Raw genomic sequence first — 15072 nt, forward strand, 5'->3', positions numbered from 1 at the left:
CGCACGGAGTCGAGAGGCAAGGGTATGTTTATTGAGGCACTCAAGGCACAAAACCCGGCACTGATACAGGCCGCGCGGGAGCTATGGCAGCAGGGCGCCATACTGCCGGACACCTGGGTTATCGATGTCGACGAGGTTATGGAAAACGGCCGACGCCTGCTGGCGGCGGCAGAGCGGCACGGTATTACGCTCTATCTGATGACGAAACAGCTCGGGCGCAATCCCTGGCTGGCGAAACGGCTCACGGAGCTGGGCTTTCACGGCACCGTGGCTGTTGATTTTAAAGAGGCCCGCACGCTGCGTAATGCTGACGTGCAGGTGTCCCACGTCGGGCATCTGGTGCAGGTGCCACAGGGGCAAATTGCAGCAACCGTTGCCGCATCGACTGAGATGGTCACCGTCTTCTCGCTTGAAAAAGCGCGGGAGCTATCTGCCGCCGCTCAGCTTCACGGCCATGTGCAGCCCATCATGCTGAAAATCTTCGACGAGCAGGACAGGCTCTACCCCGGCCAGGAAGCGGGCTTCCCGCTTGCGGTGCTGGACGAAGTTGTCGCGGTAATTCGCACTTTGCCGGGCGTTAAGCTTACGGGGCTGACCCATTTTCCTTGCCTGCTGTGGGACGAAGAGCAGCAGCAGACGCTGCCCACGCCGAATCTGCAAACGCTGCTTAAGGCCCGTGACCGCCTGCAGGAAGCGGGCGTGGAAATAAAACAGATCAACGCTCCGTCGGCAACCAGCTGCAGCTCGCTTCCGCTGCTGGCTCAGCATGGCGTTACTCATGCGGAACCCGGCCACGCGCTGACCGGCACGATACCTTCCAATCAGCGCGGCAACCAGCCGGAGCGCATCGCCATGCTGTATCTCACCGAGATCTCCCATCAGTTTCAGGGCAACAGCTACTGCTTTGGCGGCGGCTACTACCGTCGCGGTCACGCGCAGAACGCGCTGGTTTACCCGGTGCGCGGAAGCGCCGCCGTGGCGGCAAATCTGCTGCCGATGGACGACAGCAGCATTGATTATCATCTGCCGCTGGCGGGTGAGTTCCCGGTCGGCAGCCCGGTAGTGATGTGTTTTCGCACCCAAATTTTCGTCACCCGCAGCGACGTTGCGCTGGTCAGCGGCGTTCAGGCGGGCAGGCCGGTGCTTGAAGCGCTGTATGACAGCCTCGGTAACCCCATTTCAGGAGGTCCGCGTGGGTAAATTTGTGGTGGTGGTGATCGACAGTTTTGGCGTCGGCGCGATGGACGACGTGTCGCAGGTGCGGCCTCAGGATATCGGGGCCAACACCTGCGGGCATATTCTCCAGCACTTTCCCCAGCTGCGTCTGCCGGTGCTGGAAAAGCTGGGGCTGATAAACGCTCTGGGCTTTGAGGCCGGGGCGATGACATTCTCTGACGGCGCGGTATACGGCACCGCGATGCTGCAGCACGAGGGCGGCGATACTTTTATGGGCCATCAGGAAATCCTCGGCACATTACCGCAGGCTCCGCTGCGCATGCCGTTCTCCGCCGTGATCGATGAGGTTGAACAGGCCCTGCTTGCCGAAGGCTGGCGGGTGGCGCGCGTCGGTGAGGGTTTGCAGTACCTGTGGGTAAACGAAGCCGTGGCCATCGGCGATAACCTGGAGGCTGATTTAGGCCAGGTATTTAATATTTCCGCCAATCTTGCCGCTATCTCTTTCGAAGATGTGCGCAAAATTGGTGAAGTGGTTCGTCGCTGCGTGAAGGTAGGGCGCGTCATTGCTTTTGGCGGCATCCTCGAGAGCAGCCAGCAGATCCCGGCTGCCGCCGAAGAAAAGCAGGGAATTTATATCGGCATCAACGCGCCGCGCTCGGGAGTTTATAAAAACGGCTTCCAGGTGGTGCACATGGGTTATGGCGTAGATGCTAGCGTCCAGGTGCCACAGCAGCTGCATGACGCGGGCATCAAAACCATACTGGTGGGGAAAGTGGCGGATATTGCCATTAACCCGCACGGCGTGAGCTACCAGAATCTGGTGGATAGCCAGCGCATTATGGATATCACCCTAGACGAGCTGAGCCAGCCGGGTGATGCCTTTATCTGTACCAACATCCAGGAAACCGACCTTGCCGGGCACGCGGAAGACGTGGCGCGCTACGCCGAACGTCTGCAGCTGGTCGATCGCAACCTGGAAAGGCTGATGCGGGCCATGCAGCCTGAAGATTTCCTGGTGGTGATGGCGGACCACGGCAACGACCCGACCATCGGCCACAGCAGGCACACCCGTGAAAACGTTCCTCTGCTGGTCTGGCGGCCGGGCATTCAGCCCGCTTGTCTCGGCGTGAGAACCACCCTTTCTGACGTAGGTGCGACTGTCTGCGACTACTTCAGCGCTAAGGCGCCGCAAAACGGCACCTCTTTCCTTTCCCCGATCTCCGGAGGCAATCATGGCTGCACCATCGCGCATTGATGCGTCGGGCTACACCTATGCCCACGAGCACCTGCACATCGACCTGTCGTCATTCAAAAACAATATTGACTGCCGCCTGGACCAGTACGACCTGATTTGCGAGGAGATGAAGTCGCTGCACGCGCAGGGCGTGCGCAACATCATCGAGATGACCAACCGCTACATGGGCCGCAATCCGCAGTTCATGCTCGATATTATGCGGGACACGGGCATGAACGTGGTGGCCTGCACCGGCTACTACCAGCACGATTTTTTCCCGGCGCACGTCGCCAGCACCAGCGTGGAGAAGCTGGCCCAGGAGATGATCGATGAAATCGAAATCGGCATCGACGATACGGGGCTGAAGGCGGGCATCATTGCCGAAATTGGCTCGAGCGTGGACGTCATCACGCCGGATGAGGCGAAAGTCTTCGCCGCCGCGGCCATCGCCCACCGGGAAACCGGGCGGCCAATTTCGACGCACACCTCATTCAGCACCATGGGGCTGGAACAGCTGGCGCTGCTTAAAGAGCACGGCGTGGATCTCTCCCGCGTGGTCGTCGGTCACTGCGACCTGAAAGACAACCTCGACAACATTCTGCGGATGATCGACCAGGGCGCTTTCGTGCAGTTCGACACCATCGGCAAAAACAATTATTACCCGGACGAGAAGCGCGTGGCGATGCTGCAGGAAATCGCCAGCCGCGGGCTGCTCGACCACGTCATGCTCTCCATGGATATTACCCGTCGCTCCCACCTGAAGGCTAACGGTGGCCTGGGCTTCGACTATTTGCTGACAACGTTCGTGCCTCTGCTGCTGGAGGCTGGCTTCACCCAGGCCGACGTTGATTTGATGTTACGTGACAACCCCTCTGTCTTCTTTAAATAAGGATTACCCATGAAAAAGATCGGTGTCGCTGGCTTACAGCGCGAACTCATTAAAAAGACCATCGAAACGACCGCGCCAGGCTCCTTTGAAGTGTTTATCTACAACGATATGGAGGCCGCAATGAAGGTGAAATCCGGCCAGCTCGACTACTACATCGGCGCGTGTAATACCGGGGCCGGGGCGGCGCTGTCCATCGCCATCGCGGTAATTGGCTACAACAAAAGCTGCACCATCGCTAAACCGGGTATCAAAGCGAAAGAGGAGCAGGTCGCGAAAATGGTTGCCGACGGCAAAGTCGCCTTCGGCCTGTCGGTTGAGCATATTGAACATGCGATCCCGATGCTCGTTGCCCATCTGAAATAAAGGCTACGCTATGGATTTTTACATTCAGATATTAGTGGTGGCGTGCCTGACGGGGATGACCGCACTGCTGGCGCATAAGTCAGCGGCGGTGTTCCACGACGGGATCCGCCCGATTCTGCCGCAGCTGATTGAAGGCAATATGAACCGCCGGGAGGCGGGGAGCATTGCGTTCGGTCTGAGCATCGGCTTTGTGGCCTCGGTGGGGATCTCGTTCACCCTGAAAACTGGCCTGCTCAACAGCTGGCTGCTGTTCCTGCCGACGGATATTCTCGGCGTGCTGGCGGCTAACAGCCTGCTGGCGTTCGGGCTGGGCGCGGTATGGGGCGTGCTGATCCTGACCTGCCTGATCCCGGTCAACCATCTGCTGACCGCATTGCCGGTAGACGTGCTCGGATCGCTTGGCGAGCTAAGCTCGCCGGTCGTCTCCGCGTTTGCGCTCTTCCCGCTGGTAGCGATTTTCTATCAGTTCGGCTGGAAGAACAGCCTGTTCGCGGCGGTGGTAGTGCTGATGACGCGGGTGATCATCGTGCGCTTCTTCCCGCACCTGAACCCGGAGTCCATCGAGATCTTCGTCGGCATGGTGATGCTGCTGGGCATCGCGATTACTCAGGATCATCGCACCCGCAAGGAGCGAGAACAGGACGATAGCGGCCTGTCGGTCTTTGAGGAACGAACATCGCGCATCATCAAAAACCTGCCGTATATCGCCATAGTTGGCGGGCTGATTGCCGCGGTTGCCAGCATGAAGATTTTTGCCGGTTCGGAAGTCTCTATCTTTACCCTGGAGAAAGCCTATAAGGTTGGGCTGGATCCGGCGCAGTCCCAGACGCTGATTAACCAGGCGGCGCTGGCGGAGTTTATGCGCGGCCTCGGCTTTGTGCCGATGATTGCCACTACCGCGCTGGCGACCGGCGTTTATGCCGTAGCGGGCTTCACCTTTGTATTTGCCGTCGGCTATCTCATCTCAAACCCGATTCTGGCGTTTGTCGTCGGTGCGGCGGTGATTTCCATCGAGGTGCTGCTGCTGCGCTCCATCGGCAAATGGCTGGGCCGCTATCCTTCGGTGCGTAACGCTTCGGATAACATCCGTAACGCCATGAATATGCTGATGGAAATGGCGCTGCTGGTCGGCTCTATCTTCGCGGCGATTAAAATGGCGGGCTATACCGGCTTTACCATCGCCGCCGCGCTCTATTTCCTTAACGAGTCGCTGGGCCGTCCGGTGCAGAAAATGGCCTCGCCTGTTGTGGCGGTGCTGATAACCGGCATCGTGCTGAACATTCTCTACTACTGCGGCCTGTTCGTTCCGGCCTGATCCCTGTTTATGCCCGCTGAACGACCGGCGGGCCTTCATGGAGTTACGTACAAGTGAAAACCTGGCCTCTACAAAGCCTGACGATGGAGCAGGCGCAGCGCAAACAGTTCCGCCTGGTGGATACCATTTGCCGTCATTTTCCCGGCAGCGATTTTCTGAACGCCGGTGATTTAGGGCTGGTTCCCGGACTGAATCAGCCGCAGATGACCCGGCGCGTGGAGGCGGTTCTGGCGGCGTTCTTTGGCGCTCCGGCTGCGGCCCTGGTGCAGGGGGCCGGAACCGGCGCGATCCGCTGCGGCCTGGCGGCAATGCTGAAGGCCGGAGAAAGGCTGCTGATCCACGACGCGCCGCTTTATCCCACCACGGCAGTTATTGCAGAGCAGATGGGTTTGCAGCTGATTCGTGCCGATTTCAACCAGCCAGAGGCGGTGAGAAAAGCGATTGAACAGCATCGCCCACAGGCGGCGCTGATCCAGCATACCCGTCAGAAAATGGACGATGCTTACGACCTGGCGGAAGTTATCGCCTGTTTTAATCAGTACGGCCTGCCGTCGCTGACGGACGATAACTACGCGGTGATGAAGGTAGACAACATCGGCTGCGAATGCGGCGCGACGCTTTCCACGTTCTCCTGCTTTAAGCTGTTTGGCCCGGCTGGCGTAGGCGTTGTCGTTGGCGATGCGGATACGGTAGCCAATATTCGCAAGAGCATGTATTCCGGCGGCAGCCAGGTGCAGGGCGTTCAGGCGATGGAGGCCCTGCGCGGGCTGGTTTTTGCCCCGGTGATGCATGCCGTTCAGGCACAGGTGAACGACAGGCTGGTGGCTGAGTTAAACGGCGGCAAGATCCCGGAAGTGAAGCAGGCGTTTATCGCCAACGCGCAGTCGAAGGTATTACTGGTGGAGTTTCACGAGCCGATTGCAGAAGAGGTGCTGAATGCCGCGCAGAAGCTGGGCGCGCTGCCGTATCCGGTGGGAGCAGAGTCGAAATACGAAATCCCGCCGCTGTTTTACCGCGTGTCAGGGACATTCCGTGAGTCCGATCCTACGCTTGAACAACGCATGATCCGCATTAACCCGAACCGCAGCGGAAGCGAGACGGTATTACGAATATTGCGGGAGAGTTGTCGGGTGGATAAGCGGTAGGGTGGATAGCAGTAGGGTGGATAAGCGCCAGCGCCATCCACCGTTTATTACCCGCTAATATCAGTGATTCGAGAACCAGTTCAGCTTGTCGCGTAGGGCAACAACGCGCCCGACGATGATTAGCGCCGGGCTTTCCACCTGGGTTGCCAGCTCGCCAAGTTGGTTCAGCTCACCGTTTACCACGCGCTGCTTAACGGACGTGCCGTTTTCCACCAGCGCCACGGGCATATCCGCCGGCATGCCGTGCCTGATGAGGTTTTCCTGAATGGCGGCGGCCTGGTTCAGGCCCATGTAAAACACCAGCGTCTGCTTTTCAGCCGCCAGGTTGTGCCAGTCCAGCTCGCCGCCAGTTTTCAGATGCCCGGTAACCAGCCGCACGCTTTGTGCGTAGTCACGGTGGGTCAGCGGGATGCCGGAATAGGCGGAGCAGCCGGAAGCGGCGGTAATGCCCGGCACGACGGAGAACGGAATGCCGCCGTTGCACAGCGTTTCCAGCTCTTCGCCACCGCGCCCGAAGATAAACGGATCGCCGCCCTTCAGACGCACCACGCGCTTTCCTTTCTGAGCTTCACGCAGCAGGATTTGGTTGATCTCTTCCTGCGGCACGCAGTGGAAGCCAGCGCGTTTACCGACGAACACGCGGTCCGCATCGCGGCGCACCAGGTTCATGATGTCATCGGATACCAGACGGTCATAAACCACCACGTCCGCCTGCTGGATCTGTTGCAGGCCTTTGAGCGTCAGCAGACCCGCATCGCCCGGCCCCGCGCCGACCAGCACCACTTCACCGCGATGATCCAGCGACTGGTTAAACAGCGATTCGGTTTCCTGGTCGATGGCCTTCTGGTCTTCGTTTGCCAGATACTGCGCCAGGCGGTCGTTGGTAAAGAATTTTTCCCAGAAGCGGCGACGTTCGCCCATCGTGGCAAACTTCGCTTTCACGCGACCGCGAAGCGTACCTGCATAGCCCGCGATTTTACCCAGGTGCAGCGGCAGAATAGCCTCCAGCTTTTCACGCAGCAGGCGTGCCAGCACGGGCGAGGTTCCACCGGAAGAGACGGCGACCATCAGCGGCGAGCGGTCGATAATCGACGGCATGATAAAGCTGGCCTGCTTCGGGGCGTCTACCACGTTGCAGAAAATACGGCGGGACTCAGCGGCATCGCTGACCTGCTGGTTCACCGCATCGTCGTCGGTGGCGGCAATCGCCAGCCAGCTGACATCGAGCAGTGAAGGTGAGAAAGGACTCTGTTCAAGGGTAAGCATGCCCTGTTGCGCCCACGCCTGAAACTGCGGGGTAAACTCCAGGGCATTAACGGTGACGAGCGCACCTGACTCCAGCAATAAACGTGCTTTACGTTCTGCGACGTCGCCACCGCCAACTAACAGGCAGGCGCGACCTCGTAACTGACAAAATATCGGCAGGTGATCCACGTACGGTCCTCAATTATAGGCGTGCAGTCTCAGCAGTTGCGATGCGCTCAGGCTGCGGGCGTTCGGCTTTTGGCGTAGCATACCAATAACCCAGACCCATGAATACTACACCTGAAAGGGTATTACCGAGGGTCACCCACAGCAGGTTATGACCGATACCGGCAAGCGTGTAGGCCTCGCTGTGATGGCCGAACCAGGAGAGCGCAAACAGCGTCATGTTGGCGATGGAGTGCTCGTAGCCGGAGGCGATAAACGCCAGCAGGCACCACCAGATAGCGATGAACTTCGCCGCACCTTCGGTACGGATTGCCATCCAGATTGCCAGACAAACCAGCCAGTTACACAGCGCCCCTTTAAAGAACAGCACCGTGGCCGGAGCCGTGGTTTTTGCCAGCGCAAACGCGTGTACGATGCTGGTATCCACCGGCAGCAGGCTGCCGCCGCCCCAGCTATAGAGCAGGGCAACGAATACGGAACCTACCAGGTTACCCAGCCAGGTTTGCGGCAGAATGGCCCACATCTGACCGTGGGAAATGGTGCCCGCTTTGACGCCAAAGGTCAGGAACATGGTGTGGCCGGTGAACAGCTCGGAACCCGCGATAATCACCAGCGTCAGGGCGATACCAAAGGTGGCACCCATCACTAAGGGACGAATCGACGGATCGAGCAGGTTGCCCAGCGTGAAGATTAAAATGATGCCAAGGCCAACGTAGGCCCCTGCCATCGCAGAGCTAACCCAAAAGCCGAGCGGATTACTTTTCGACAGGCGGGCAATGCGCGCGGCGTTGGCCGCACATTTGTTAATGGTATCGGTGAACATTTTTGTTATCCCTACAAAGTAAAAAAAGAAAAATAAGTCTGAATGCTTTACCCCCATCCCGGCCCGCTCTCCTGAGGAGCGAGGGGGAAACCTCTGGCTTTGTCAGCTCTTTCTGAGGCGGAGGCCGTACTGGAATAGTTCCCTCTCCCCGTTGGGGAGAGGGCTAGGGTGAAGGGGAAACCCCTATGCTTTTATCTGCACCATGCCGTCCTGCACGCGCGCTTCGAAGTGCGCGATAGAGTGACTTTCGTCTTCCATACACAGGCCGTCACGCAGGCGGAAACGCTGTTTTTTCAGCGGGCTGGCAACCCACAGTTCATTCTGGTGTTCGGCAATTAACCCGCGAGACAGAACGCTCGATTCAAAGAACGGGTCGATATTGCTGATGGCGTACACCTGCTCGTCGTTACGCGGGCGGAAAATCGCAACCTGCTGGTTGCCCAGCAGCGCACAAACGCCGGTTGCCGGCAGGATGTCGTTTAACTGACAAACGGTAGTCCACTGGCTCATACGATCTCCTCCGCTTCTACCATGGTGACTGGAATACGCTCATACGGCGTGGCCGGACGGTGCTGCTCGCGCTCCGGCACGACCTGCACGTTCGGGTCGCGCTGCGGGCTGTTGATAAAGTGTTTGAAGCGAACCTGGGCTTCCGGCGTGTTCACCGTTTCAGTCCACTCGCAGATCACTTTCTCACGCAGGCGCGCCAGCTCCGACTCGAGCTGTTCGTTGAGGCCCAGCTTGTCGTCGATGATCACGCTCTTCAGGTAATCGATGCCGCCTTCAAGGTTGTCCAGCCATGAGGCTGTACGGGTCAGTTTGTCGGCGGTGCGGATGTAGAACATCATGAAGCGGTCGAGGTATTTGATCACTGTTTCGCTATCAAGGTCCGCCGCCAGCAGATCTGCGTGGCGTGGTTTCATGCCGCCGTTACCGCAGACGTACAGGTTCCAGCCTTTCTCGGTGGCGATAATCCCCACGTCTTTACCCTGCGCTTCCGCACATTCACGGGTACAGCCGGACACGCCGAACTTCATTTTGTGCGGGGTGCGGATGCCTTTGTAGCGGTGTTCCAGCTCGACGCCGAAGCCCACGCTGTCGCCCACGCCGTAGCGGCACCAGGTGCTGCCCACGCAGGTTTTCGCCATACGCAGCGCTTTGGCATACGCGTGGCCGGTTTCGAAACCGGCGTCAATCAGCTGACGCCAGATTTCCGGCAGATCGTCTTTCTGCGCGCCGAACAGGCCGATACGCTGGGAGCCGGTGATCTTGGTGTAAAGGTTATATTCGCGGGCGATGCGGCCCACTTCCATCAGCCCTTCCGGCGTGATTTCCCCACCGGCGGAACGAGGGATCACCGAGTAGGTGCCGTCCTTCTGGATGTTGCCGAGGAAGTTATCGTTGGTGTCCTGCAACGGCGTGTGCTGCGGTTCCAGCACGTAGTCGTTCCAGCAGGAGGCCAGCAGGGAGCCCACGGTTGGCTTACAGACTTCACAGCCGTAGCCTTTGCCGTATTTGTTAAGCAATTCGTCGAAGGATTTGATTTGTTCGACGCGGATCAGGTGGAACAGCTCCTGACGGGAGAACGCGAAGTGCTCGCAGAGGTTGTTGTTAACCTCGATACCCTGTTTGGACAGCTCGGCGTTCAGCACCTGGGTGACCAGCGGGATACAGCCGCCGCAGCCTGTACCGGCTTTGGTTTCTGCCTTCAGGGCCGCCACGGTATGGCAGCCGCCGTTGATGGCTTTTACCAGATCGCCCTTGGTGACGTCGAAGCAGGAGCAGATCTGCGCGCTGTCCGGCAGTTTATCCACGCCGATGGACGGCTTGCCGCTGCCCGCGTGGGCCGGAAGGATCAGCGAGTCCGGGTTTTCCGGCAGCTCAATGGCGTTCAGCACCAGCTGGAGCAGGTTGCCGAAGTCGGTGGTGTCACCGACCAGCACCGCGCCCAGCAGGGTTTTGTTATCTTCGCTAACGACCAGGCGCTTATAAACTTCTTTGCTTTCGTCCAGATAGACGTAGCTGCGACAGTTTGGCGTGCGGCCGTGGGCATCGCCGATACCGCCAACGTCCACGCCCAGCAGCTTGAGTTTGGCGCTCATGTCTGCGCCTTCAAAGGCGTTCGCGCTGCCCAGCAGATGGTCTGCGGTGACCTGAGCCATTTTGTAGCCAGGCGCTACCAGGCCGAACACGCGATTGTTCCAGCTGGCGCACTCGCCGATGGCGTAGATATCCGGGTCGGACGTCTGGCAGCTGTCGTTGATGGTGATGCCGCCGCGCGGGGCCGTTTCCAGGCCGCACTGGGTTGCCAGCTTGTCGCGTGGGCGGATGCCGGTAGAGAAGACGATAAAGTCGATTTCCAGATCGCTGCCGTCGGCAAAGCGCATGGTCTTACGCGCTTCTTTCCCTTCCTGAACGATCTCCTGGGTGTTTTTGCTGGTGTGAACCCGCACGCCCATGCTTTCAATTTTGTTGCGCAGCTGCTCGCCGCCCATCTGGTCGAGCTGCTCGGCCATCAGCATTGGGGCAAACTCAATCACGTGGGTTTCCACGCCGAGGTTTTTCAGCGCGCCTGCGGCTTCAAGGCCCAGCAGACCACCACCGACTACCGCGCCGCGCTTGCTGCGGCGGGCGCAGGCTTCAATGGCGTTCAGATCTTCGATGGTGCGGTAGACGAAGCAGTCCTGGGTTTCAGAACCTTTAATCGGCGGGATCCACGGGTATGAGCCCGTTGCCATTACCAGCTTGTCGTAATAAACGGTGCGGCCGGTATTGGAGTGAATTACTTTTTCCTGACGGTTAATGGTGATGGCGCGTTCGCCAATCAGCACGTTAACGCCGTGCTTCTCGTAGAAGCCTTCGCGAACCAGAGATAACTCTTCGGCGGTATGGTGGGAAAAATAGGATGAAAGGTGCACGCGGTCGTAGGCTTTGCGCGGCTCTTCACAAAAGACGGTAATCTCGAACTGGCCTGGCTGAGCTTTATCAAGTAAGTCCTCGATAAAGCGATGGCCGACCATGCCATTACCGATAATTGCGATTTTGACTTTGCTCATAATTGCCTCAATTTCTTTTCTATTACCGCCTACCTTAACGATTCAGCTGGGGTAATTATTGATGCAAATCAAATACGCCTTTATATACCCATTAAGGGGTATATGTCTGATTTGTGAGGAATTTTCTAAGTTATGGAATTGGCTGGTTTTTCGCCACCGGCCATTTAAACGGCTCTTGGGGGAAAGTTTATGCTAAAAAGGAGCAAAGGCCCTTTCGCCCCGGAGGCACAATGCGTAATCCCCCCCTGAAACTCATCCACAATGTCCGCCTTGCCGGTCGGCCCGGCCTGTGGCAGCTCACTATAGAAGAGGGGCGCTTTAAAACCATCGAGCCAATGGGGGAGCAGGATACCCGGACCGAGACGCTGGAGCGCCTGGACGGGCGCGGTGGCCTTGCCGTGGGGCCTTTTATCGAGCCGCATATCCACCTGGATACCACCCAGACCGCCGGGCAGCCGGGCTGGAACCAGTCGGGCACGCTGTTCGAAGGCATTGAGCGCTGGGCCGAACGCAAAGCGCTGCTGAGCCACGAAGATGTGAAAGCGCGGGCATGGCAGACGCTGAAGTGGCAGATAGCCAACGGCATTCAGTATGTGCGTACCCATGTGGATGTCTCCGATCCCACGCTGACGGCGCTGAAGGCGATGCTGGAAGTGAAGCTGGAAGTGGCCCCGTGGGTCGATTTACAGATTGTCGCTTTCCCGCAGGAGGGAATTCTCTCGTATCCCAACGGTGAAGCGCTGCTGGAAGAAGCCTTAAAGCTGGGTGCCGATGTGGTCGGGGCGATTCCCCATTTTGAATTCACCCGCGAGTACGGCGTCGAGTCGCTGCATAAGGCGTTCGAGCTGGCGAAGAAATACGACCGCCCGCTGGATATCCACTGCGACGAAATCGACGACGAGCAGTCACGATTTCTGGAAACGGTCGCCATGCTGGCCCACCGGGAAGGCATGGGCGAACGCGTGACCGCAAGCCATACCACCGCCATGCACTCCTATAACGGCGCTTACACCTCGCGGCTCTTCAGGCTGCTGAAAATGTCCGGCATTAACTTTGTGGCCAATCCGCTGGTTAATATCCATCTGCAGGGCCGCTTTGATGATTATCCGAAGCGCCGTGGCGTGACCCGCGTTAAGGAGCTGCTGGAGGCGGGAATTAACGTTTGTTTTGGCCATGACGATGTATTTGACCCGTGGTATCCGCTTGGCACCGCGAACATGCTACAGGTGCTGCACATGGGGCTGCACGTCTGCCAGATGATGGGCTATCAGCAGATAGATGAGAGCCTGAAGCTGATTACGGATAACAGCGCGCGGACGTTCGGCGTGGCGGAGTATGGCATCGACGTCGGCAAGCCAGCCAGCCTGGTTATTCTTCCTGCTGAAAATGGATTTGATGCGGTGCGTCGGCAGGTGCCGGTACGCTGGTCGGTAAGGGAAGGGAGAGTGATTGCGACAACGCAGCTGGCCCAGACCTGGGTGATGCTGGACGACAGCGAAGAGATCTTCTTTGGTGGATAACGCTGGCGCTTATCCCCTACAGTACTCGCCTCGTAGGTCGGATAAGCGCCGCGTCATCCGACGCTATTAATGCGCCGCAGCCGCCGTATTGTGCTGGCGGTGTTTGGTCACAAGGCCCAGCGCCACGCACATAATAAAGACTACCGCGTAGAGGCCGTTGGCGGTCTGGAGCGCCGCGTGCGGGCCGCTGCTCGCCACAATCGGGCCGGTGACCACGAAGGTCAGCATGGTGCCGATGGTGCCGCAGGTCAGCACGAAGTTAACCAGTTTTGGCGAAGCCACTTTGGTTTGCAGCGAGCCGAGCGTAATGATAGTGGTGTAAATCGCGCTGGAGAAGAAGCCCAGAGCGAGGATAAACCAGGCCAGATGCGCCGGTTCGCCGGTGTTGAAGAAATACATCAGCACGGTGGCGGCACCCGCCAGCACCATCAGAATGCGCTGCAGATCGAAGAAGCGCAGGATGAAGCTGAAAATCCACATGCCGACCATATAGGACATCCAGAAATCGCTGACCAGCGTGCCCGCATCGTTAATGCTCATGCCCAGGCTTTTGGCATACTCCGGCACCCAGGAGATGAAGCCCAGCTGGCCGAGGATGTAGCACAGCGCGGCAACGGACAGGAACAGCACGCCGATACCCCATTTCTCTTTAGCCACGGGCTGCGCGTCATTCTGCTTTGCGTGCTTGCCCAGCGCCGGGAACTCGCAGCCCAGGGTTAGCAGGAAAATAGCAACGTACACCAGGCCGATACAGACGTAGACCCAGTACCAGTTGATGCTGCGCGCCAGCAGAATTGCCGCAACCATCGGGAAAATCATCCCGGCCATGCTGAAGAAAGAGTCGGTAAACAGCAGGCGTGAACCGCGCTGACGGCCTTCATACATATGGGTAATCAGGAAGGTACCAATGGACATGGTGATCCCGCTGACCAGCCCCAGCACAAACATGGAGGCGGAGAAGAGCGTCAGGCTATGGCCGAAGATCAGGCCGAGCACCGCCAGCACCATCAGCAGGAAGCCAAAGCGCAGCTGGGTTTTCAGCGGCACGATTTCCATCAGCCAGGCGTTCAGGAAGATGGAGATGAGAATGCCCGCGTTCAGGAAGGTGAAGGTATTGCTCATGCTGGAAACCGGCAGCTGGAAATATTCTGCGATGTTTCCCATCACCATCCCGGTGACGATCACCAGCGCACCGGTCAGGGCGTAGGAGAAAAAGCTGATCCAAAGCAGCTTGGTACGGTTGCTGTTAGTCATATCTGGCCTGTGAATAGAAGTGTAAAGCGCGTTGACAGCGCAGTGGGCGGATGAATTCTAGCCTTGAATGTGACCCAATTAAACATTCATTGTAATTATGTTTGGTTATTGCCATTCGTTTCATGCGTCAGGTCACATATTTCCACGTGTAAAACCGATTCATTCACGCAAGTTATTGTTTTGTTGCAAAGTAAAAAACCGTAAAGGGCTGGCGCCGCTGGCGGCTCCTCTTTACAATCTAGCAACTTGCTTCATTCACTGCCTTCGTAAGGAATTCCTGATGCTCAAATCGACACTGGCGGCTGTTGCAGCTGTATTCGCCATCTCGGCTATCTCCCCCGCTGCTCTTGCGGCAAACAGCGATCCGCACGTCTTATTGACGACCTCCGCCGGTAATATTGAGCTTGAATTAAACAGCCAAAAAGCCCCTGTATCGGTGAAAAACTTCGTTGACTACGTCAACAGCGGTTTCTATAACAACACCACTTTCCACCGCGTGATCCCGGGCTTTATGATTCAGGGCGGCGGCTTCACTGAAGATATGAACCAGAAGCAGCCAAGTCCACCGATCAAGAACGAAGCGGATAACGGACTGCGCAACACCCGTGGCACCGTGGCAATGGCACGTACCGCAGATAAAGACAGCGCAACCAGCCAGTTCTTTATCAACGTTGCCGATAACGCCTTCCTCGACCACGGCCAGCGCGACTTCGGCTACGCAGTATTTGGTAAAGTTGTGAAAGGGATGGACGTGGCCGACAAAATTTCTCAGGTGCAGTCTCACGACGTGGGTCCGTACCAGAATGTTCCGTCAAAACCGGTAGTTATCCTCTCCGCTAAGATCCTGCCGTAATTCCCCCCGCGCG

The 15072-nt window shown here is 58.0% G+C and carries 13 protein-coding genes; 8 read left to right on the forward strand and 5 right to left on the reverse strand.

The window, feature by feature from the left end; translation table 11 throughout:
- Positions 1 to 24: 24 nt before the first annotated feature.
- From AAE045_RS15305 to AAE045_RS15330, 6 genes are read left to right on the forward strand one after another with little or no spacing between them, the layout of a single operon-like run.
- The gene (locus AAE045_RS15305; RefSeq protein ID WP_455548464.1) at positions 25 to 1200 is read left to right on the forward strand and encodes a YhfX family PLP-dependent enzyme; all 1176 of its coding nucleotides are present in this window, start codon (positions 25 to 27) and stop codon (positions 1198 to 1200) included.
- Positions 1193 to 2431, forward strand: coding sequence for a phosphopentomutase (locus tag AAE045_RS15310; protein ID WP_455548465.1), 1239 nt, complete (start codon positions 1193 to 1195; stop codon positions 2429 to 2431). Before AAE045_RS15305 ends, AAE045_RS15310 begins: the two co-directional genes overlap by 8 nt.
- Complete coding sequence (locus AAE045_RS15315; RefSeq protein ID WP_455548466.1) at positions 2409 to 3299, forward strand: phosphotriesterase-related protein; 891 nt, start codon at positions 2409 to 2411, stop codon at positions 3297 to 3299. The genes AAE045_RS15310 and AAE045_RS15315 overlap by 23 nt, the downstream gene beginning before the upstream one ends.
- Positions 3300 to 3308: 9 nt before the next feature.
- Positions 3309 to 3662 carry a DUF2620 domain-containing protein gene (locus AAE045_RS15320; protein WP_202305483.1) on the forward strand — a complete coding sequence of 118 codons (354 nt, stop codon included), beginning with the start codon at positions 3309 to 3311 and terminating at the stop codon, positions 3660 to 3662.
- 10 nt (positions 3663 to 3672) lie between these two features.
- Positions 3673 to 4977: a YhfT family protein gene (locus tag AAE045_RS15325; protein WP_455548467.1), complete on the forward strand. Its 1305-nt coding sequence runs from the start codon at positions 3673 to 3675 to the stop codon at positions 4975 to 4977.
- 53 nt (positions 4978 to 5030) lie between these two features.
- Complete coding sequence (locus tag AAE045_RS15330) at positions 5031 to 6122, forward strand: aminotransferase class V-fold PLP-dependent enzyme (protein ID WP_455548468.1); 1092 nt, start codon at positions 5031 to 5033, stop codon at positions 6120 to 6122.
- A gap of 60 nt (positions 6123 to 6182) precedes the next feature.
- Here the strand turns inward: AAE045_RS15330 and cysG are convergent, their stop codons facing one another.
- From cysG to nirB, 4 genes are all read right to left on the reverse strand, one after another.
- On the reverse strand, positions 6183 to 7556 hold the full coding sequence (gene cysG / locus AAE045_RS15335; RefSeq protein ID WP_455548469.1) for a siroheme synthase CysG: 1374 nt from the start codon (positions 7554 to 7556) through the stop codon (positions 6183 to 6185).
- Positions 7557 to 7569: 13 nt separating this feature from the next.
- On the reverse strand, positions 7570 to 8376 hold the full coding sequence (gene nirC / locus AAE045_RS15340; protein ID WP_455548470.1) for a nitrite transporter NirC: 807 nt from the start codon (positions 8374 to 8376) through the stop codon (positions 7570 to 7572).
- 183 nt (positions 8377 to 8559) lie between these two features.
- A complete protein-coding gene (nirD, locus tag AAE045_RS15345) occupies positions 8560 to 8886 on the reverse strand; it encodes a nitrite reductase small subunit NirD (RefSeq protein WP_202305488.1) in 327 nt (108 codons plus the stop codon).
- The gene (gene nirB, locus AAE045_RS15350) at positions 8883 to 11432 is read right to left on the reverse strand and encodes a nitrite reductase large subunit NirB (RefSeq protein WP_455548471.1); all 2550 of its coding nucleotides are present in this window, start codon (positions 11430 to 11432) and stop codon (positions 8883 to 8885) included. The genes nirD and nirB overlap by 4 nt, the downstream gene beginning before the upstream one ends.
- A gap of 230 nt (positions 11433 to 11662) precedes the next feature.
- On the opposite strand from nirB, the gene AAE045_RS15355 reads away from it, so the two are divergent.
- The gene (locus AAE045_RS15355; protein WP_455548472.1) at positions 11663 to 12952 is read left to right on the forward strand and encodes a cytosine deaminase; all 1290 of its coding nucleotides are present in this window, start codon (positions 11663 to 11665) and stop codon (positions 12950 to 12952) included.
- Positions 12953 to 13018: 66 nt separating this feature from the next.
- Here the strand turns inward: AAE045_RS15355 and tsgA are convergent, their stop codons facing one another.
- Positions 13019 to 14206: an MFS transporter TsgA gene (gene tsgA, locus AAE045_RS15360; RefSeq protein WP_455548473.1), complete on the reverse strand. Its 1188-nt coding sequence runs from the start codon at positions 14204 to 14206 to the stop codon at positions 13019 to 13021.
- Positions 14207 to 14486: 280 nt separating this feature from the next.
- Between tsgA and ppiA the strand changes: the two genes are divergently transcribed.
- Positions 14487 to 15059: a peptidylprolyl isomerase A gene (ppiA, locus tag AAE045_RS15365; protein WP_455548474.1), complete on the forward strand. Its 573-nt coding sequence runs from the start codon at positions 14487 to 14489 to the stop codon at positions 15057 to 15059.
- Positions 15060 to 15072: the final 13 nt, after the last annotated feature.

The organism is Dryocola clanedunensis, from assembly GCF_038405435.1.
In the GTDB taxonomy this organism is placed as follows: Bacteria; Pseudomonadota; Gammaproteobacteria; order Enterobacterales; family Enterobacteriaceae; genus Dryocola; species Dryocola clanedunensis_A.